16 protein-coding genes are annotated in these 19,654 nt (G+C 56.9%); 2 read left to right on the top strand and 14 right to left on the bottom strand.

Annotation, left to right across the window (positions count from 1 at the left end):
• The 3 genes from AC07OD_RS03240 to AC07OD_RS03230 form a co-directional block, all read right to left on the bottom strand.
• Positions 1-678, bottom strand: a 678-nt coding sequence (locus AC07OD_RS03240; protein WP_494595106.1) for an MCP four helix bundle domain-containing protein, incomplete at its 3' end; no start/stop codon positions are given.
• Positions 679-1,082: 404 nt separating this feature from the next.
• Complete coding sequence (locus tag AC07OD_RS03235) at positions 1,083-1,433, bottom strand: IS3 family transposase (RefSeq protein ID WP_492809112.1); 351 nt, start codon at positions 1,431-1,433, stop codon at positions 1,083-1,085.
• Positions 1,434-1,518: 85 nt separating this feature from the next.
• Positions 1,519-2,031: a tyrosine-type recombinase/integrase gene (locus AC07OD_RS03230; protein ID WP_494595132.1), complete on the bottom strand. Its 513-nt coding sequence runs from the start codon at positions 2,029-2,031 to the stop codon at positions 1,519-1,521.
• Between AC07OD_RS03230 and AC07OD_RS03225 the strand changes: the two genes are divergently transcribed.
• On the top strand, positions 1,927-2,223 hold the full coding sequence (locus AC07OD_RS03225; protein ID WP_494595134.1) for a hypothetical protein: 297 nt from the start codon (positions 1,927-1,929) through the stop codon (positions 2,221-2,223). The two genes, AC07OD_RS03230 and AC07OD_RS03225, sit on opposite strands and share 105 nt — an antisense overlap.
• A gap of 227 nt (positions 2,224-2,450) precedes the next feature.
• Here the strand turns inward: AC07OD_RS03225 and AC07OD_RS03220 are convergent, their stop codons facing one another.
• Both AC07OD_RS03220 and AC07OD_RS03215 read right to left on the bottom strand, forming a co-directional pair.
• Complete coding sequence (locus AC07OD_RS03220; protein ID WP_494595105.1) at positions 2,451-3,455, bottom strand: dienelactone hydrolase family protein; 1,005 nt, start codon at positions 3,453-3,455, stop codon at positions 2,451-2,453.
• Positions 3,456-3,482: 27 nt separating this feature from the next.
• The gene (locus tag AC07OD_RS03215; protein WP_494595104.1) at positions 3,483-4,622 is read right to left on the bottom strand and encodes a hypothetical protein; all 1,140 of its coding nucleotides are present in this window, start codon (positions 4,620-4,622) and stop codon (positions 3,483-3,485) included.
• 47 nt (positions 4,623-4,669) lie between these two features.
• Here AC07OD_RS03215 and AC07OD_RS03210 point away from each other — a divergent pair, with 47 nt between their 5' ends.
• On the top strand, positions 4,670-5,140 hold the full coding sequence (locus tag AC07OD_RS03210; RefSeq protein ID WP_494595102.1) for a helix-turn-helix domain-containing protein: 471 nt from the start codon (positions 4,670-4,672) through the stop codon (positions 5,138-5,140).
• 17 nt (positions 5,141-5,157) lie between these two features.
• Here AC07OD_RS03210 and AC07OD_RS03205 read toward each other — a convergent pair whose 3' ends face one another.
• From AC07OD_RS03205 to AC07OD_RS03165, 9 genes are all read right to left on the bottom strand, one after another.
• On the bottom strand, positions 5,158-5,607 hold the full coding sequence (locus AC07OD_RS03205; protein WP_494595100.1) for a hypothetical protein: 450 nt from the start codon (positions 5,605-5,607) through the stop codon (positions 5,158-5,160).
• Entirely contained in the window at positions 5,604-6,341 is a 738-nt protein-coding gene (locus AC07OD_RS03200) for a hypothetical protein (RefSeq protein WP_494595098.1), read from the bottom strand. The genes AC07OD_RS03205 and AC07OD_RS03200 overlap by 4 nt, the downstream gene beginning before the upstream one ends.
• Position 6,342: 1 nt before the next feature.
• Positions 6,343-6,732, bottom strand: coding sequence for a type I restriction endonuclease subunit M (locus AC07OD_RS03195; protein WP_494595096.1), 390 nt, complete (start codon positions 6,730-6,732; stop codon positions 6,343-6,345).
• A 140-nt stretch (positions 6,733-6,872) separates the two neighbouring features.
• Positions 6,873-7,574, bottom strand: a complete 702-nt coding sequence (locus AC07OD_RS03190) for a hypothetical protein (RefSeq protein ID WP_494595094.1) — start codon at positions 7,572-7,574, stop codon at positions 6,873-6,875.
• A 514-nt stretch (positions 7,575-8,088) separates the two neighbouring features.
• Entirely contained in the window at positions 8,089-11,187 is a 3,099-nt protein-coding gene (locus AC07OD_RS03185) for a type III restriction-modification system endonuclease (protein WP_494595092.1), read from the bottom strand.
• Between the two features lie 10 nt (positions 11,188-11,197).
• Positions 11,198-13,240 carry a site-specific DNA-methyltransferase gene (locus tag AC07OD_RS03180; protein WP_494595091.1) on the bottom strand — a complete coding sequence of 681 codons (2,043 nt, stop codon included), beginning with the start codon at positions 13,238-13,240 and terminating at the stop codon, positions 11,198-11,200.
• A gap of 34 nt (positions 13,241-13,274) precedes the next feature.
• Positions 13,275-15,398 (bottom strand): GmrSD restriction endonuclease domain-containing protein, encoded by a 2,124-nt coding sequence (locus AC07OD_RS03175; RefSeq protein ID WP_494595090.1) that lies wholly within the window; start codon positions 15,396-15,398, stop codon positions 13,275-13,277.
• 9 nt (positions 15,399-15,407) lie between these two features.
• A complete protein-coding gene (locus AC07OD_RS03170; RefSeq protein WP_494595089.1) occupies positions 15,408-16,244 on the bottom strand; it encodes a DUF4391 domain-containing protein in 837 nt (278 codons plus the stop codon).
• A complete protein-coding gene (locus AC07OD_RS03165) occupies positions 16,241-19,471 on the bottom strand; it encodes a helicase-related protein (protein WP_494595087.1) in 3,231 nt (1,076 codons plus the stop codon). Before AC07OD_RS03165 ends, AC07OD_RS03170 begins: the two co-directional genes overlap by 4 nt.
• Between the last annotated feature and the right edge of the window lie 183 nt (positions 19,472-19,654).

The following is a 19,654-nucleotide window of genomic DNA, read 5'->3' as shown; positions in this document are numbered from 1 at the left end:
CGCCACCGAATCGGTGATCTGCACCGCATTGCCCAGGGCGCGCGATATCTGCCGGATCATGGCGCCGCCCATCAGCAGCGCCAGCAGTAACCCAAGCACTACTGCACTCGTGGTCACCACCCAGATGGTCTGGTAGCTTGCAGCAGCACTATCGTATTCTTTCTTGGCCTCGTCGAGTTGCACTTGTATGAGCCCGCTCAGCACATCCTGCAAAGGATCCATCGCGGGATACATATCCTTGGCAGCAAAAGCTGTGATGCCAGGAATGTCGCTAGCTCGGAACAGCCCTTGCAGCACCTCTGTCGCTTTGTCTGCATTCGCCTGTAAGGGCCTGAACTGATCCACGAGCTTGACCTCTTCGGGTGCCAGCTGTGTAGCCAGATAGGCACTCCAGTTTGTATTGATCGCTTTGCGAGCCTCACTCACTGATTGCAGGCCCTGGGCAGGTGTCATGCCCCCATCCCGCACCTTGTGGGCGGCATCCACCACGTTGACGGCATACATGTCCGCCACGATCTTGAGCTGCTTGAGAGGGACCACCCGGTCGTCGTAAACCGACTTGAGTCCGGTATTCGAGTGGCTCATACCCATAAGGCCGCTGCCTCCAACCAGCAAGACCAGACAACACAACACTGCCAGAAGACCGGCTAAGCGGGTAGAAATTTTCAGATTGCTCATTTGGCATCTCCCCAGTCGGAGCATGCCGTGATGCCGATGAAATGCTGCTCAGCCCTATCTCGTGACAGGAAAAAGGACGAAATTGACGGTGATTTCATGGACGTGGGTTAATGTCATGTGGATAGATGGCCAATTGTAATGATAAAAATGATTTTTTTGGTAAAATTTTTCGAAAACACTATTTCGGTCACTTTGGGCGAAGTACCGTCGAAAGCGCGGAATTGACTTTCAGAGGTCAGTGACGGTCTACGGCGGGTCGAGATAAGTAGATTGGTGCGCTCAAAACCGCTCGTTCGATGGCAGGCGCTGCCCACCAGCGACAGCAAAGCACCGTGTCGGCTGGACTGAATCGCCCCCGGGTTTGAACTGATCCCCCAGAAGTTGGATGGTCGCGATTCCGCCGATCAGGCGGTGCTTCTCAAGCGGTATTCCACTGGACTGAGCCCCTGCAGCCGGAGCTTGATGCGCTCGTGGTTGTAGTAGTGGACGTAATCATGCACGCCCGCTTCGAGCGTATGAATGCTATCGGGCCGTTCGAGATGCAAGTACTCGGCTTTCAGGGTGCCGAAGAGTCTTTCAATCGCCGCGTTGTCGAAGCAGTTGCCCTTGCGGCTCATGCTTTGCTCGACTCCGTGTCGCACGAGCATCGCTCGGTAGGGCTGCATCTTGTAGTGCCACCCTTGGTCAGAATGCACGATCAGGCCGGCGACGCAATTGGTCCGCGAGAGCGCGGCCTCAAGCTTGCTGGAAACCATCTCGAAGACTGGCCGCCTTTCTCGAAAAATAAACCTAACGCGACCCGGCAAAGACCGATCCAAAGCAAGCCATGATGCGGCCCTCCTACGCAATCGCGCTCAACGCCGGCACGACCACGTTCTTCGGTATCAGCTTCTGCACGTAGGTCTGTCCATCGCCCCAGGCATCGACCAAATGCGCCCACTCTTGCAGCATGTGGCGCCGCTGCTCGGCGCATTCGGTCTTGTTGTAGATCGAACGCGAGGAACGCTCCTCCTCGTGCGCCAAGCATTTCTCGATCCAGTCGAGTTTGAAGCCGATCTCGTTCAGTAGCGTTGAGCCGATGCGGCGCAGGTCGTGGACGGTGAACGACTGCAGCGGTAGACCTTTGACCTTGGCGCCCTCCACGATGAGCTGCGTGATCCGATTCAAGGTCGCATTGGACATGCACCGATCCGGATGGTAGCGAGAAGGAAAGCCGAACCTTGAACCTGCGCGCAGGCGTGCAGCGTGATGAAGATGTCGAGCGCCTGTCGCGTAGACGTAGACCTGCTTCAAGATGTCCCGGATCTGCACCGCGGTGGCCCGCGCCCCTCGCTCCTTGAGCTTGTTGCACAAGATCCGCAGGTCTTCGGCCTGGATTTCGGTCAGCAGGCGATTCTGGATAAATTCACTCCCCACTCAATCGTCAACGACTTTTTTGCAGTGGACATTTTTGAACACTGTTGCTTCGTGTTGGTCATTCGGGCGAAAGCAATAAATTCGACGATACCGTCACCAATACCGTCACTGAAATTCGTGGGCGGCTGAGCGAAGACAAGATCATTCATCACCATCCAACACTCCCCTTCGCAGTTTAGCGTGTGACTAGGCTCCAACCATGCACGAGTTCGTACACCTGCGGCACCCGAGCTTCTTGGCTGGAGAACGCTTCGGACGATCAGAAAAAATTCTGATGATTCCGAAGATTGCCTGTTTGAGAACAACCGGCCACAGGGAGCGTGATCCGGCTTGATGTCACGCCGACGCCATGCCGTTCATTGAGCTTTAGGCAAGTGCCTCTCCACAAACGCTTGAATATCGCTCCGCGTAATGTCCGTGAACTTGTTGCTGCTGCAGATTGGGAACGGGTTGTACTTGTTGAGCGCCCGAGTGCACACGTTGTCTTCCGCCCGACGACCAACACCTCGGGTCGGCGAGTCCCATGCATGTGTGGCGCCCTCAAAGTTCGTCCACTTCTCGACGCCCTTGAATACTTTGTCCACGTTGCACTGAGACAGCGGCGTGGCGGTGTCGGCAGTTCCGGTGAAAGCGATCACAGGTGCCACATAGTTGCCTAGCGGAGGCGCGTCTTCACGATCCGTGCTGCCACTTGGAGCACGTCCAAAGATGGACTCCTTCACGTAGCAGTTGGGGTAAAGCGACACGCCACCAGCTAGCAACGCCGTCACTTTGCCACTGAGGTTGTGATTAGAGAACGCGCGCAACACAGTCCAGCCACCTTGGCTGTCACCGATCACGAACGTCTTCTTGGGATCAGCACCCTCCGACTTGACGAAACGCGCGGCGGCGATCAGATCAAGCACACGCATGTTGGCCCCAAAGCGAGTCCAACTGAGCCAGTTTTCCGTACGCCCCCGTGACCAATACGAATCGAGAATCAGAATGTTGGCGTCGAGGTTGCGTTTAGCCCACACAGCGGTATCCAGGTTGCCGGGTGCCACACCATGACCACCATGAACGATGATGATGGTGGGACGCTCAAACACTCGACCGTTCTGTGCTGTCCAGCTAGAGAACAGCATGCCCTTGCCGTCATAAGACGGAACGTTGGCGGAGAACAGGTTGAGCCCATTGCTCACCAGCGGTCGTTCCATGTTCCAGCCATGGGATGATGCCGGTGGATACTGCTCCACGATGGGTGGTTGGTACTTCTCGATGGGAATCACGTCGTCTGAGGCGGCCCAGGATGAGGTCGATGCCACGCATAGCACTGCGGCACCAAGAAGCGAGCAAAAAGCGGGGCGAGGTTGATTTTTCATTTTTTGTTTTGACTCCTACATAGGTGCTCACTGCAGTGGCAGCGTCCGGCTGTCTATGCTCAGCCCCATCTTTTGAAGCTGCGCGGGGTCGAAGCGGGACATAGCATCACCCTGGCAACGCAGATCAGCAATGCGTTTGCCGCCCTGCTCCACTATCACTCCCTTGCGTCCATTTTCACCGTCACCGGCATAAACGACATAGCGATAGTTGCCCTTGTCGAACGACAGGAAGTTCACAGCAGCGCCATCTTGACCAAGCTGTGAGCCACGTTGGAAAGCTGAAGCAGCACCAGAACCGCCGCTCGGATATTCCATCTCCACGGCGCCATCCAGCGGCGCGATCCGGTATGTCAACTGCTCATTGCCATCCGCGCGGCCAGTACACACCGAGGCTCGTTTCTTGCCGGTGGAGCATGCAAAGATCGGGGTCTCAGCAGCCGTGCAGAGGTGCGGGACGGTCACAGCCGGAGCAGCAGCCGTCGCGTTGGCTTGCGGAGCGACTGGCGCTGCAGCGGGTGCCGTGTTCGCAGGCGCTGGCAAAGCTGCAGCTGGCGCAGGTTGGGTGACTGGCGAGACCTCGGGTGGAGGCGGCTCCGCAGACTTGGCCGCAGCCGCTGGCGGAGCTTCGCCGGCAATCTTGGCAATCTCCGCTTCGCTCTTATCGAATACCCGGAGCATCGCCAGATCGTGGAACAGCCCCATGAATGCCAGGTGTCCCGTGAGTTTGACCAGTATCTCCTTGCTGTCTTCGGTACGTTGGACGGTGTAGGTCACATTGCCCTTGACCGTATTGCCATCCAACGCTGCGCCTTGAGGCTCATACGTGCCGCGCAGGTGATTGAGCATTCGCTGATCGGTAGGAATGGCGTCTTGCGGCATCACCGCCGTCAGGACTGCTGAGCAGGTTTTCTTCCCTGTCGATTCGTCGCTGCGAGCGGTAGTGATGGACTCCACCGTGACTTTGGTGTTCTTGCTCGTGATCTGCACGCTGCGCTGACGCTCAGGGCTCATGCTTGCATGCTCTTTGTCAAAGCTCTGCTGGTAAATCTGCTGGACCAGCGACACCGTGGCCGGATCAGCGCAGGACGGTGTTTTGTCACCGCATGCAGCCAGCAAAACCATGGACGTTGCCGCCAAAGTCACGGCGGTAGTTCTTTTGGGATTCATTTTTTCTTCCTGTTGGTTGTAAAAATTTGTGCCTCTCAAGGATCATTTTGGCATGCAATGTTCCTTTTAAGACGTTTCCTCAGAAGGCACATTTCGAGAGCCTGTGGAGCATGTCACGGACTGCTCCACAGAAACAAAGCACTGCCAGCGAGACGCCGGTTCAACGTCGCCGCAAGGTGCGACTCATACCGAATGCAATCACGTTGGCGGTCGGTCAGAACCTGCGGCACTTCCGCGAGCAAAGCGGCATGACGCAGTTGGAGTTGGCAATGAGTGCCGAGGTGGAGCGCACTCGGGTGTCCAAATTGGAGTTGGGTCGCGTTAATCCGAGCGTCTTGACCCTTGCCACCATCTGTCATGTGCTGGGCATCACGCTGGCTGATCTGTTCGGTGACATTCGGCTGGCACATCCCCCCACAACCGAGGGTGGGCCACTGCGCCGCGCCAATCAAGCGGTGCTCGACAAGAAGCCAGCAGCCAAGCGCACCAAACCGTCCGGCAAGGCCACTTACAAGTAGGGGTTGATCGGCTATTTTCAGCCGCTCACGACCACTGTCAGTCGCAGCTCGTCCACCAAGGCCGGGGCAGGCGCTGCCGCAAACCATAGTTCAGAACAGGCTGCTACGGCGTTGTGGAACGCGCTGGATACTGCCCTGTATTGATCCAGATGCAAGCCGGAGCCGCCGCGCAGCACTACGATGACAGTCGGTGGGCGTTCTGGTGAGACTTGCTGTGCGGTTGCCTCGATGCTGTCATGGAGCATTGTTTGCAGGTCGCAGTGATGGCCGGTAACGACATGGCTCCAAGCGGACCGCCCCCAACGCGACATCACAACGCTGAGATCGCCCCAGTCCAATGATGGCATTGCGTCTGGCTCTGTCGCCGCCTGCAGATCGTCAAGAACCCTTTCCGAGTACACGACCGAAGGAGTTGGCATGCACACCAGCGCCAGCGTCCGCAAACATTCGCGCCGGTTCAGCGTCATGACGTTCTCCGCACACGTATGGCTGCAAGCAACCGCACTGCCTCGGGTTGCCAAGACTCCGACTCATGCATCCAAATGATCATCTTTTGCTTGGGCTCTTTGTGCCAGCCAGGCTTGGCACGTCGGCTTCCGGGACCGGCATCTGGCAAACGCAGCCGTGCGTTATGGGCGTGGAAACATGGCTCCGCTCCACCACTGTCCAGCAGCAGGATGCGCTGCGGAAAGTGACTTTGACCGACCACCAAACCCTCCACACCCACTGCGAGAGCCCAGTGCTTTGTGCGGTGATGCTTGACCGAGGTAAATGCAATGGCAACCAGATCGCCTTGCATGAGCCATTTGACGGCGGGGGCATCTACATCGTGCTCAATGCAATAGCGAGCAGTGAGTTCGAGTGGCAGTCCAAGGCTATTTACTTCATCCGTCCAATTTTTTGGGTTGATTCCGGTGAAGTAGTACGGGGACATTGCGGTCCAAACTGCTGCGGCTACGCCATGCTTGCGCCGTGACATATCGTGCAGTGCTGACGCTTTGGCAAGTCCAAGAATCACAAGCAGCATCGCCAGCATGTGAGTCCCGCAAGATGCATCCAAAACCGACTGCTGCATGAAAACCGGCACCGGCTCTTCGCGCTTTTGTTGAACGGTGAGTGAATGGCCGGTCTGCAGCGCCGCATGGATGCGCTGGAACGTATAGGACGGCTCTGCGCGCTTAGATGAGACGGCTTTGGACATATCAATACTCATCCGGACGAAGCAGCGTGGTAACGCTCCTATCGGCTTCCGTGATGATCCATAGTCCGGGAAGCGATGAACGTTTTTCTCTGGGCGTCGCAGCCAGTCGCTCCGCATCGACCAGCCGATAGCAACTCAGAATCCGCAAACGGCGGGTGACGGCGAAGTCGTTTTCTGAACGATCTTCGTCGCATAGATCGCCCCAGTCACCATGCACATGACGGCTGACCAAGGCTGCCGCGCTGAAGCCGGTTTCTTGCAGCAGTTCCACAGCGCCTGGCGTTGCGACGATTTGGCCCAGCGGAAACTTGGCACTGTTGGAGTAGATGATGGTGGCGACGGTAGGTGCAGACGAAGCCAAACTTGATGTGGATTCGGGTTTAGTGGTCATGAAATCTCCTTGGGTGGGGCACGAAACAAAACAGTGAAAACAAACGGGCACGCGTAGTCCTCCGCGAACGATCGGCGGATAGAAAACAAGCGAGAGAGATCAGCGCGGCTGCAGAACAGTAGCCGGCGAGAGACAGGGCCTCAGCGAGAGGCCATCAACGAGACTTGCGCTTGGCAGAGCGCGGTCAGCAGATCAGAGTCAGAGGCGTATGGCTGCTCAATCCAGTCCGCAAATTGATCGGTGGCCGACAGCCAGCCGCTCAGAAGTGAGGGCATTTCGCCGTCAGCACCACGGCCATCAAGAAAGCCCCAGGCGTACAACCGGCGCGATGCCACGGCTTCTTGAACAGCGTCAATTGGCATGCTGGCCAGCAGCGCTAGCACTTCACAGCCATGCCGGTCATCGCTCAATGGCACTACCGGCAAGATCGCACGGCCGAAGCGCTTGATGCAGTACGACCAGAGCAGCCACTGCAACTCGAACGATGTGAGCTTCAGCAATCGAGCCATCGAACTGAAGTTTTTGCCAGCGAGTGAAGACACAGGCAATGGTGATGGCTCCAAAGCAACCATCCGGCTAGCCAATTCTTCCGGGGCCGTTGGCATCGACAGATTTGCCGAATAACCATCAGCATCCACCATCAAAAACGGCGGCAGATCACCGTCAAACACAGGCTGCCGTGGGTACCAAAGCTCACGCCAGCACAGTTGCTCCAGATCACGGCATCCCCGCGCCAAGTCCGGGCCGCTCAGCCACCGAGGAAGAAGCGCTCCCAATCGGTGCAGCAACCTGCCCATATGGTGGTGGCGTAGAGCAGCATCAAAGGTGAACTCTTGGGTCATGTTTCTCTCCGGGCATGCAGGCGCCAGCCGCCTCGATCAGCGGTTCACAAGAGGGCGCTACGGGGCCGCGAGAAATTACTTGGAATTCGTCAGAACAGAATATTCAACCTGGACTACAAATGCAGCGCGGCGAGGAGAAAAACACTGCAAATGAGCCACAAAATCAACTCAAAAGCACGAAAAATTTATTTGAGATCGATTATTTTAAGATAAATTCTTCTCTTGAAATTATATGTCATTTTTAGTAGAATCATTCAAAATTCAAACAAATCCAGCAAGCTGGCTAATAAATAGAGAATTTTTTCGCACCGAGCCAGTTCATTCGCTCCGAACAATACAAAAATCACTCTATTTGCTTAAATTTTGAACATTTTTTATACGAGCGAACAAGCGCGGTGTGGCAACAGCTTTTCGCAGCGCCGCTCTCATCAATGTTTTTCAATTTGCATTTTTATAGAAAGCCGCTGCAAAACTGCCGACCCATTCAATTTAGAATTGTCTGTGACAGACCCTTTCAAATTGATTGCAATGCCTCGGATTTTCTTAGCACGCCGTCAACATCAGTGAACTTCCCATAGACAGCCGGGTTTGGCCCCACCGCCAGCGCCTTAAAGTGCGCCGTGCCGCATTTGATCTTGCCACCCTCCCGGTCGCGTAGATCTTCATCGAACAGGCTGCTCTTGGTTTCCACCACGAAATACAGGCGCTCGTGCCCATCGCGCTCGATGAGCACAGCCCAGTCGGGGTTATAGCTACCCAAGGGCGTCGGCACCTTGAACCAGCTCGGGAGCTTGGCGTACACCTTGACCGCATTGTTTTTCTCCAGCTGGTCGGCAAACTCCCACTCCACCGCTGAATCGATGGCAACGTGCTCATAGACCGACTTTTCGGCGTTCATCCGAGCGTTGTGCTCGTTCAGGTAGCCCATCAGCACGTTCTTGGGGTCTTCAAACAGTTCCTGTGCCCAGTAGGAGTCGTCACCCAGCCGCTGGTACTTGATGCCGTCGACCAGGGCAAGACGTTTGCAGCGATTGATGGAGTCGGCCGCCAACTCGATGAACTGCTGGGGGTTACGCTTGAATTCGTTCAGGCGCGTGCTCTCGGTCAGGATGCGTGCAATCGTCTTGCGCGTTAGCTGGGTGCGGTCCTGCAGTTCCGTGAGCAGGTCGGGCAACTCGATGTCGGTCTCGTTCAGCGTGACGGTGTCTGCACCAGCCTTCTCGATGGCGCCCACGCCAGACTTGGCAATCTCGATGCCGGCCTTGCGCCATTGCAGGCGGGTCTTGGCGACCGGGGGCATGTCGTTCAAAGCTTCGATGCACTTCTCGATCAACTTCTCGTTGTCGAAGTGCACGCGGTACGTGGTCTTGTGCTTGATGCGGTCCCACAAGGCTTTGAATTCGGGGCTCACCAGCACTGACTTGCGCACCGCGATCTGCTTGCGCTCATCGGCGTTCTTCACCTCCAGCTTGCCTGACAGCTTTTTCAGCACACCCGTGATTTGTGCCCGCTGAGCTTCAAAGTTGGCAGGCAGTACCAAGGTGCCCTCTTTCAAGGCAGTCTTCAACGCGTCTTGAACCTTGCCCTTGTCGGTGATGTAGCCCTGCGTCTTGAGGTGCGTCCACAAGGCCTTTGATGCCTCGAAGCCCAGTGCGGAAAGCTCACCGTTTTCCTGCTCCACAGAAATTGCGGAGAAGACATGTGGCTTGACGATGCCGAAGTCGATGCCGGCATCCTCGTAGTCCTTCTGCAGTTTCTCCGCGAACTGCTCGTAGCTTTCTGTGGCGATCACGGTCAGTGTGTTGATCTCGAAGCCACGCAGCCGTTCGCCTTGCTGGTTCACGCACAGGCGCAGTCCGCGGCCAATGGTCTGACGGCGCCAACGTTCCGTCTCGCGCGTAGAGAAGTTGCAAATCTGGAAGACGTTGGGGTTGTCCCAGCCTTCCTTCAAGGCAGAGTGCGAGAAGATGAATTTGAGTGGCGACTCAAAGCTCAGCAGCTTCTCCTTGTCGCGCATGATGAGGTTGTAGGTGTCGTCATCGGCGGCGGTGCTGCCACTGGTGTCCTTCACCATTTCCACCATCTTGCCGCCCACCTTCTTCTTGTCGATGGAGAAGTAGCCGTTGTGGACCTCATCGGCTGCGGTCGTCAGGTCAATCTCATTGAAGAGGCTTTGATAGTCGGGGTGGCGTGCCCACCGCTTGTATTCCTCTTCAAACATCAAGGCGTACTCGCCCTTCACGGCGTTGCCTTGGTCGTCGTACTGGCGGTACTTCGCCACTTCGTCAATGAAGAACAGGCTCAACACCTTCACACCCAACGGGCGAAGGCGCTTCTCTTTGTCCAAGTGTTCCTTGATGGTGCGGCGGATCATTTCGCGCTGCACGGCGGATGCATCCACATCACCCCAGGCGTCACCCACGCGCAAAAAGACCTCGCTGCCGGGCACCTTCAGTTCCATGAACTGGTCACCTTTGGCTGTGCGGATTTCGCCGATACGGATGTCGCTGTACAGCGGGCGCTTGGTTTCCTGCTCAAGGTCGAAGCCGTCTTGCACCGTGATGGTCTCGCGGCGCACAGCTCCCGCCGCATTCTCTTTATCCACCTCGATGCTGGCGGTGATGAGCCCCTTCTTACTGTTCACGGCCAGCAGCTTCACGTAGGGCTTGTTGTTTCCACCTTGCACGGTGGCCGCCGCCACCTCGATCTGCTTGACCAATTTCTGCTCGTAGGCGTCCACGGCATCCAGTTGGTAGACCATGTTGTGCTTGTCCACGTGCGTGGCGGAATAGCGCAAGGAGCACAGCGGGTTCATGTGAGCCAAGGCCTTCTTGCCCTTGCCGTCGATGCCGCCGTCCACGCTCTGAGGCTCGTCCACGATCAAGATTGGCCGGGTGTTGCGAATCAGGTCAATGGGGCGCTCACCACCAGTCTTTTCGCTGGCCCGGTACATCTTGTTCTTTGACTTCTCACGGCGCTTGGCTTCGTCAGACTCTTCAGCCGCTGCGGCGGCCTCGTCACCGAATTTGTTGATCGCGCCCACCGTGATGACCATGATCTGAATGTTGGGGCTGGTGGCGAAGTTCCGCACCTCACCCAATCGGTCGGAGTCGTACTGGAAGAATTCGTACCCCTTTGCTCCTGGGTACAAGCTCTCGAAGTGCTCGCGGGTAATCTGCAAGGTCTTGTTGACGCCTTCCTTGATGGCTACTGAGGGCACCACCACCACAAACTTGGTGAAGCCGTAGCGTTGGTTCAACTCGAACACCGTGCGCAGATAGACGTAGGTCTTCCCCGTGCCCGTTTCCATTTCCACGGTGAAGTCCAGCGCGTGCTTGGGGTTGAGTGGGTCAGATGGCTGCAAGCCGTTGCGCAGCTGCACCTTCTGCAAGTTCTCGCTCAACTCTTCGTCAACGAGTAGCTGCAAGGCGTTGCCAATGCCGCCTTCGGCGGTGAACTGTTTGCCCTCAAAACTCTGTTGACCAGAATCAGTCAGCGCCTGTGCAGTGACGGTGAACACCGAGCGGCAGACCTCCTGCCCACGGAACAGATCGCAAACCGCCTCAATGGCGGCGGCCTGGTAAGGCAGGTCGGACTCGAAATGAAGTTTCATCCGGCTGTCCTCACAAGCTGCGTACGTGCTTCACGCCGTGCTGCTCCAGGATGGCGGCCAGATTGCTCTTGGCTACATCGTTCTCGAAAGCACTGTCACGGAAAACGGCTGTGGTCTCGGTCGCGGTACCTTGTTGCTCGCGCCATTGGGCCATGCCCAAAGCTAAGGGCTCTGCGTCTGCCACGCTGATGTGTTCTTCCAGACAGGCCAGCAAAGCGCCTTCACCGATGCTGTGGACGGTCTTGCCAGCAATCTGCTGCTCTTCGATGGGTACGCAAAGGTCCAAGCCCAACTTGAGCAACACTTCGTATAGCACGTCCTCTTCGCTTCGGCCCGGTTCAAGGTGTTCCAGGTGGTTCAGCAGTGTTGCACTTAGGTCTGCTTGGTTCGGATTCCAGGCACGAATATTTGACGTGTCGAGCTTGAATACTCGGAAACCAAAGTCGCCTCCAAATAGCGGGTTCTCTGCCTTTATCTTGGCACCTGCGCGACGGATGCGCTCTTTGGTCAGCTCCGCAATATTGCGGGGTTTCGAGAGTTGGTCACAAAGTGCAGCGCCGACTTTCTGAGGCTTGTCAGAGGGGTCCAAAGGCTCAGGAAGCTGAACACAAATGTACCGCCGAGACTGGGAATCAAGAGCATTCTGCTGCATTACCGCCTGTGCGGTCGAGCCGGAACCAGAGAAAAAATCGAGAACGATATCTTTGCCACTCGTAGTAAGCAAAATACAAGTCCTTAAGAAATCGATTGACTTAGGGAAGTCAAACACTTCACCAGGAAGCAGTTCTTTGAGAGCGCGTTTCCCGCTATCCGTAGAAAATTCACCTCCGATCCAGACGGATTTTGGTTTGGAAGTCCGTTCTACGCTGTCATCGTCGTCGTCTTCATCCTCAGGATCATCATCGATTGCAATTGACGTATCAAGGTAAACACGATGTTCAACGTCGAGTCTGCCACTCCTTTCGGAGCGTTTTGGATGCATCCAGTCAAGATGCTTTTTCACCTTGTCAATGCCCCAACGCCAACGCCCTTCAACGCCGTCGCCTCGAATAGGGAATATCTCAATGTCTGTCGACGCCATCCGTTCAACTGAGGCTTTCCCGGATTCTTCATTCCAGTAAATCGGAAAATACATGTTCGGGCGATCTTCTCGCTTGTCCGGGCCTCCACGTTTCCGAAGATCCCGTAATGCGAATTTGTACCCCTTATCGTCGGTGTACCTGAACGCTGCGCGTTGCTCTTCGGTTAAAGGGAGGCCATTTGATACGAAGGCAGGATTCGAGTAGATGACTACGTATTCATGGCAGGCAGCGACATGCTTTTTGTCGTTTCGGCCCTTCATGTTGTTAACAACGCCGACCGTAGCTACAAAGTTCTCTTCGCCAAAAACTTCGTTGGCCACCATCCTGAGATTCGTAACTTCTCGGTCGTCGATGGAAATAAATACGGCGCCGTCTCTTCGCAATAGCGTCTTAGCTAATCTCAGTCGCGGCAGCATCATGTTCAGCCAGTCGGTATGGAATCTGCCGCTGGCCTCGGTGTTGCTGCTGATCTTGTTGCCACCTTCCAACTGGCCGGTCAATTCCAAATAGTTCTTGATGTTGTCTTGGAAGTTGTCGGGGTAAACAAAGTCTTTGCCCGTGTTGTACGGCGGGTCGATATAGATCAGCTTCACCTTTCCCGCGTAGCTCTTTTGCAGCAGCTTGAGCACTTCGAGGTTGTCGCCCTCGATCATCAGGTTCTGTGTGGTGTCCCAGTCCACGCTCTCATCAGGCGCCGGTCGCAAGGTGCCCGTGCTGGGGGTCAAGGCGATTTGCCGCGCCTTGCGCTTGCCGTGCCAGTTCAGCCCGTACTTTTCTTCGGAATCTGCGGCGGTGGCATCCCCAACGAGGTTCTTCAGCACTTCCACGTTGAGGGTCGCAGTGGTCTTGCCGTCTTGCGTGGTTTCGGTCAACAGCTCAGGAAACATGGCCTTGAGCTTGGCAATGTTGTCGGCGATGAGGTCTGCGCTTTGTGCTTCTGGCGAGTGTGCTTCGATTTTTTGGATGCTCATGGGTGTCTCTGGATATACGGTTCTAAAAGGTCGCTCAGGCGTCTTGCGGACCACCCATCTGGCGATCAAATGATTGGCGGATCAAGCCCATCACGTAAGGGAGCTCATCAACAGTGCTCAAACCAATCTCTACGTCGCCGTTGCCCCATCGCCCGATATTGGAAATATCGCGGCACAGGCCTTTGGGGTCTTCGATGTCATCAATGCTGAGGTTGAGCACCAGCAGCAGGCGCTTGGCCTGAGGCACCACGTCGACAAAGTTTGTTTCAGCCTTGTAGGCGACGTACAGCTTCAAGAACTCTTCATTGACGCATGGGTCAAGCGCCAGGATTGACTTGCGCAAGGTCTCAAACAGCTCGCGCATCGGCCCTGTCGTCAGGTGCGCGTGGTCGGCCACGCCATATTGCTGGCCGGGTTTGGCTGCGGCTGGACGGTAGGCGTCCAGAACGTCATCGGCCAGCTGTGGGGCTCCCCAAACCTTGGCTGCGTCTGCGGCAAGCCGGTCGGCACGATCTTTGATGGCCGTCTCATTCCACTGGCTGACTTTGCCAAGCCCAAGGTTCAGCTTGAGCGGGCTGTGGGCAAAGCCGACGGGGTTGCCGTCCTTGTCGGTGACTTGGTCGCGCTTGTAGGCAAAAGAGTGGTCGCTGTACTCGCTGTTGTAGCCCGTCAGCGTGAGGTTGCCCAAGGTGTGCAACCAGTCTTGCTGGACGCGTTGCCACTCGGCGCCCAACTCGGATTGCCACTCTTTGGACAGGGCTTCGTTCTGCGGCAGGATGTGCTCAATGGTGTAGTCCTCCACCATCACCCGCTCTTTGCGGCCATGGTTTTCCAGGCGACGTAGCCAATAGCTGCGGCTGCGGAAGTTGTAGAGGTCGCGCACTTTCACATCGCGCTGGAATTCGTCGTCACTGGGGAAGCGTCGGTACGATGGCAGCAGCAGAAACGCGGCCTGCACGCTCTCAAGGTATCTGTCCTTCTTGAGGGTGCGGCTCATCCCTGCAAAGGTCTTGTTCAGCGAATTGGTGGGAATGGCACAGATGGCGCGACGGAAGACGTAGCTTTCCACCAATCGCACGATGCGCAGCACTTCTTCGCTGGCCAGACGGCCTTGTTTGTAGTCGTGGTAAACGTCGAGCAAGAAGGGATAGGCCACATCCACCTTCAGCTCACGCAAGTCATGAAAGGCTTGCTTGAGCGAGGCATCTGCTTCCGTGCCCAAGGCCATGGCACAGTAGTAGGACGCGTAGGCGTGAATGTCAGCAACCAAATCGCGCGTGTCGCCTTTGAGCCCGCGTGCAAAGGTCTTGAACGCGACATAGACCTCACGCACGTTCGGAATCTCACCCGTCTTGGCCGTCAGGTAATGGCGCATGAAGGCGTCGAAATGCACCACGTATGCCGCTTGGCCAAACGCCCTTTCCATGGGGCGCCAGTAGGTCTTGTACAGCTCGGTCTGTAGCTTGGGTTCCAAGCCCATCAAGATGAAGTTGCGGATGAGGTCCGCCTGGCTGAGTTCCAGCCCGGTGGAGTTCATGCTTTCAAAGATCAGCTGCGGATTGTCTTGGGCACGGTCGAGCGACACATCCACGATCACCAGCTTGGCAAGGCCTTGGCAGATAGCTTCCAGCTCGCCTTGGTTGGCGGCGATCAGCTCTTGGAACAAGGCGTAGTTCTCAGTGATGCGGCTGCTGGCCTCTGCTGGCAGCGGCGTGTTTTGCAGAATCGCCAGCAGCGTGTCCTTGTCGGTCTCAGACAAGATCAGCTTGAAATGGCGCTCTCCGTCCTCGTCAGGATTGAGCAGGTAGTAGTTGCGCAGCTTCTTGTTCGAGAAGGCCTCCAACAACTCGCCCAGCCCTTGCGTCTCGAAGTGCTTTGCAAGAGCGGCGATCAGCAAAGTGCTCGTGGTCAGGCGCTGCTGACCGTCAATAACCAACAAAGCTTCTTGGCTGGTCACAGATGACAGGCCGCGCTCAACGTAGACGATGGAGCCGATGAAGTGGGCCTGAACCTTCTCGTCCCGGCCAGCGCGCATCAAGTCGGACCAGAGTTGGCGACACTGATCCGCGGTCCACGAATAGTTGCGCTGGTAGATGGGAATGACGAACTGCGGTGACTTCCGTAGGAACTTGAGCAGGTTCGCTTCTGTTGCTTTCACTGTGATCCCTTAAAGACTGTTGGCGGCTTGTTGGCGTTCTGCCATCAATGCCTTGATTTCGAGATTGACCGCGACTTGGCGAGCCATCTGTTTTTCTTTGCTGGCGGCTGCGCGCAAGCTGCTGATCTGTGCATCCAGCTCATGGCAGCGGCGCAAGGCTGCGCGGCGGGCGGTAGCCTGCTGTGGGCTGACGCATTCAAAGCGACCGGTGACGGCGGCGGCTTGCCATGCAGAGAGCGTGTCCATCCACCCTTGGTACAAGGCGAAAAGATCGGCGCGGGGCTGCATGCTGAGAGGCAATGCACCCATGAATGCGTTCAACGTTGCAGCATCAGCCGTGGGTGCTTTGCTCGATCCATTGCGCACAAATGTGCCTTGGATCAACTCTCCGTCGAGAACGGTTTTGTCGGCTTCCTTTTGCGCCCAGCGGATATGCACCATGGAAAGGTACAGGCGTGCGTCATCATCCAAGACCATCAGCACGGGGTAAGGAATGGCGCGATGCACCAGCTCGGCGATGCGAGCAGTGCTCGATGAAACTTTGGCAGCCTTCACGTCGAGCTGGCTGCCTTGTCGAAGGCGCACGTTCAGCACGGCCAGTTCAAGGTAGCTGCGCACTTCGTCCTGGTACACCGGAATGCCCGCATTGCTGGGTTTGAGGGCTGCAACCCATGTGACTTCTTCAATTCGCTCTTGCAAGAGCTTGCGGTCTGCGCTGGTAGCCGTGCCGCGAGAGGTCAGGTTTTCGGCCAACATCTTCTTGGGGATGCGCTGGCCAACGCTGGCCTCGGCAGGCAAGCGCAGTGCCGAAATCAGCTGCTCTGGAGACAGGTCCACCACATTCATGCGGTTTGTTCCTCACCCGTGCCGGGCAAGATCACCATATAGGCCAGCACCTCGAAGTCATTGGCGCCCGCGAACTCGCCCTTCATGGCGTGTGTGCCGCCCGGCGAAAACAGGCTGGCCACAGCGCGTTCTTCAGACTTGCCGACGATGGATGCCACGCTGGCGGACAACAGCTTTTGGGCGTGGCGCATGTCTTCGCCATGCTTGGTGGCACGGTCGAATCGAGCGCAGGCAGAAGCGTCTGGAAGGTCGCGCCCCAAGGCCATGCGCTTGAGCCGGTCGAGCGTGGTCTTTGCCTGGGTGTAAGGCAAGAGTACGGTGCCGTCGTCACTCGCGTGTACCAAGTAGTGCGGTGCCAACGGATAGCTGGGGTCGATGGCCTTCTCGGCCGCAGCGTCTTCAGCGCGTAGGCAGAAGATCACGCCAGGTGGAATGTCCACATCGTTGCTCGTGGCAATGGCAAACGCGCCCAAGGGCAGGCCGTCGAGCTTGCCAGGGTGGAGCTTGTTGAACTCGGCCAAGTCGATGCGGAAGTCGGTCAGCGTCAGGTCGGTGATGGCTACGCCGCTGGACAGATCCTCCAGATCGATAACGCTGTCTTGCATCTTCAACAACTGGTTGCGGCGGTATTCCAAATCGTTCATCTGGTTGCCGGACTGTTGTTCGATGATGTTCTCTTCGCCAGTGGCGGAGATGTCCAAGAGCACCATGCGGCCACTGACGCGCTGCTCCAGGTTGATGTACTCCTCCAGCTCCATGTTGGGCCAGAAGTTCACCAGTTGAATGCAGGTGTTGCGCGAGCCGATGCGGTCAATGCGCCCGAACCGCTGGATGATGCGAACGGGGTTCCAGTGAATGTCGTAGTTCACCAGCCAGTCGCAGTCTTGAAGGTTCTGGCCTTCGCTGATGCAGTCGGTGGCGATCAGCAAGTCCAACTCGCCTTCGTGCGCCAAGTCTTCGGGCCGCTCCTTCGAGCGAGGCGAGAAGGCTGTCAGGATGCTGCTGAGGTCGCGGCGCAGTGGCAAAGTGGATTGGTTGCGGCCCGAGCCTGTGACCAAGGCGCTTTCGATACCCAGCTCGGACTTGGCCCAGCCAGACAGTTGCTCATAGAGGTAGGTGGCCGTGTCTGCGAATGCGGTGAAGATGATGACCTTGCGGTTGCCCGCATTGATCGGGTTCTTGCACTTGTTGGCAATCAAGTCCCGCAGGCGGAGCAGCTTGTCATCGCGCGCGGCGCTGACCTGTTCTGCTGCCGCATACAAGGTGGCAAGCCGGTTGCGGTCTTCGATGAGGTCTTGTTTCCAACGTACCAAGTCCACGTCACTGAGCAGCACCTTGACCTTGCGGCCCACGAGCAAGGATTCAAAGGTGGGGTCGTCAACGTCCACATCGGCGATGTCGAGTTCTTCGATCTCTGCGGGGTGCGAATCGATACGGGCCAAAGTGGCTTCGACATCTTCCAGCTGGCGATGTACCGTGAGTGCGAAAGACGACACGGCGCTTTCCATGCGCTTCAGCACGTTGACGCGCAGCAGGTGAATCAAGCTCTCTTCACGGTCCACCTGCCGGAAGAAGCTTTCGCCGCCGCGAATCTGCGTGCTGTACTTCTGGTCGTAGGCCTCTTGCTTGTGAGGCAGCACATAGCGCAGTGGGGCGTACGCAGCAAGGTTGAGGCGGCGAATCTCAAGGTTGATGTCCCGGATGGATCGGAACTCGCCCGCGCGGTCTACGTCTGCCTTGATGTTGATGGGAGGCAGCCGATCTGGGAAGCGACCGGTTTCAGACGTGCCGTAGTACCGCTCGATGTGCCTGCGTGAACGGGCAATGGTCAGGTGGTCGAGCAAGGCGAAGTAGTCAAAGCCCAGCATGTCGACCAGTAGCGCTGGCGTCTTCTCTTCGTTGGGCAGTTCCAACCAGCGGTTGAAAGCCTTTTGCGCGCGGCGGGTAGTGCTGTCTATGCTGGCAATGCCATGGTCAAAAAGGGCCGTGTCATCACCTTCGGTAACAAAGGCAATCTGGTTTCTCAGGTCTGCCAGACGGTTGTTAACCGGGGTCGCAGAGAGCATCAGTACGCGCGTCTTCACGCCTTCGCGGATGATCTTGCGCATCAGCCGGTCGTAACGGGTTTCACGTCCCTTGTTGGCAGCCTTGTTGCGGAAGTTATGCGACTCGTCGATGACCACCAGGTCGTAGTTACCCCAATTCACATGGGACAGGTCGATGTCACCGGACAAGCCACCGTCTCGCGTCAGGTCGGTGTGGTTGAGGACGTCGTAATTGAAACGGTCCGATGCCAAGACATTGCGCTTGTCGTTGGCTTTGTACAGCGTCCAGTTGTCACGCAAGCGTTTGGGGCACAGCACCAGTACGCGATCATTGCGCAGCTCGCTGTACTTGATGATGGCCAGGGCCTCGAAGGTCTTGCCCAGGCCTACACTGTCGGCAATGATGCAGCCGCCGAAGCGTTCCAGCTTGTCGATGGCGCCCACCACGCCATCACGTTGGAACTTGTACAGCTTCTTCCAGACCACCGTGTTGCGGATGCCCGTGGCGGATTTGACGATGCGCTCTTCGTCCATGCCTTCGCCGTTGGAGGCAAAGAGATGCTGGAGCATGAGCGTGTAGATGCTGGTGGCGTCACGATGTGTGCTCAGCTCCTTAACCGATGCGATCAAGGCAGCCTTGGCTTCTGGCTGGTCTTTGAGGGCACCCCACTGCAGGTCGAACCATTGGCTCAGCATGTGAGCTTCTGCCGGGCTTTCGGATGTTTGAATCAGGCTCAGCGGGTTGCCGGGCGTAATGCCAAGGCCTTCTGTGCTGAAGGCGAACGAGCCCAAAACGGCTTGCCGCGCAGTAGCTTGGTCATCGCGCAGGACCACAGTGCCCTGGGGGATGGCACCAGACGCATGCCGAACCTGTGCCTTGACATCAAGCCAAGCTGCGAACTTACGAGCTAGCCACGGGGCCTGAAGCTTGTTGCGCGCAGCTCGGTCTGCTTTTGTGCCCAGCAATTCGAGCTGTTCGTGCACACTGCCCGAGCCGTCTTTGGGGCGATACGCAGGCACAACCAGACGTACATTGGCGAGGCGAGGCACGTCTGCCAGGACTTCAGCAAATGCAAACAAAGAAAAGGACGGCGACACCACATCCAGCCGGTGGTCGGGCTTCAACCACGGGCGAAGCAAGTCCACGACACGATCTGTGCCTACATTGCTGACGAACTTCATGTACCGCTCCCCTCCCTGTGCCTACCGGCTATCTCATGATAATGCGCTCCTTGCCACACGCTTCCGTCCGCGTTGAAGCAGGTGCGAGCAGGGAGCACGGCCTTGGACATGGACTACTGACGAGCGCCGCATGAGCTACCCCCTTCATTGCATCAAGAAGCTGGTGGATCGCGACAAGGCCCT

The sequence above is a fragment of the Acidovorax sp. GW821-FHT10E03 genome, assembly GCF_059415205.1.
The sequence above is the reverse complement of the archived record's forward strand: the minus strand, read 5'-3'. Positions and strand labels throughout refer to the sequence as shown.

Bases quoted from the DNA above. Each gene is read 5' to 3' on its own strand.
- AC07OD_RS03225 (WP_494595134.1), top strand. From the start codon at position 1,927: ATGAAGATGTCGAGCGCCTGTCGCGTAGACGTAGACCTGCTTCAAGAT.
- AC07OD_RS03185 (WP_494595092.1), bottom strand. From the start codon at position 11,187: ATGAAACTTCATTTCGAGTCCGACCTGCCTTACCAGGCCGCCGCCATT.
- AC07OD_RS03170 (WP_494595089.1), bottom strand. From the start codon at position 16,244: ATGAATGTGGTGGACCTGTCTCCAGAGCAGCTGATTTCGGCACTGCGC.
- AC07OD_RS03205 (WP_494595100.1), bottom strand. From the start codon at position 5,607: ATGACGCTGAACCGGCGCGAATGTTTGCGGACGCTGGCGCTGGTGTGC.
- AC07OD_RS03235 (WP_492809112.1), bottom strand. From the start codon at position 1,433: ATGGTTTCCAGCAAGCTTGAGGCCGCGCTCTCGCGGACCAATTGCGTC.
- AC07OD_RS03180 (WP_494595091.1), bottom strand. From the start codon at position 13,240: ATGAGCATCCAAAAAATCGAAGCACACTCGCCAGAAGCACAAAGCGCA.
- AC07OD_RS03195 (WP_494595096.1), bottom strand. From the start codon at position 6,732: ATGACCACTAAACCCGAATCCACATCAAGTTTGGCTTCGTCTGCACCT.
- AC07OD_RS03220 (WP_494595105.1), bottom strand. From the start codon at position 3,455: ATGAAAAATCAACCTCGCCCCGCTTTTTGCTCGCTTCTTGGTGCCGCA.
- AC07OD_RS03215 (WP_494595104.1), bottom strand. From the start codon at position 4,622: ATGAATCCCAAAAGAACTACCGCCGTGACTTTGGCGGCAACGTCCATG.
- AC07OD_RS03200 (WP_494595098.1), bottom strand. From the start codon at position 6,341: ATGTCCAAAGCCGTCTCATCTAAGCGCGCAGAGCCGTCCTATACGTTC.
- AC07OD_RS03190 (WP_494595094.1), bottom strand. From the start codon at position 7,574: ATGACCCAAGAGTTCACCTTTGATGCTGCTCTACGCCACCACCATATG.
- AC07OD_RS03165 (WP_494595087.1), bottom strand. From the start codon at position 19,471: ATGAAGTTCGTCAGCAATGTAGGCACAGATCGTGTCGTGGACTTGCTT.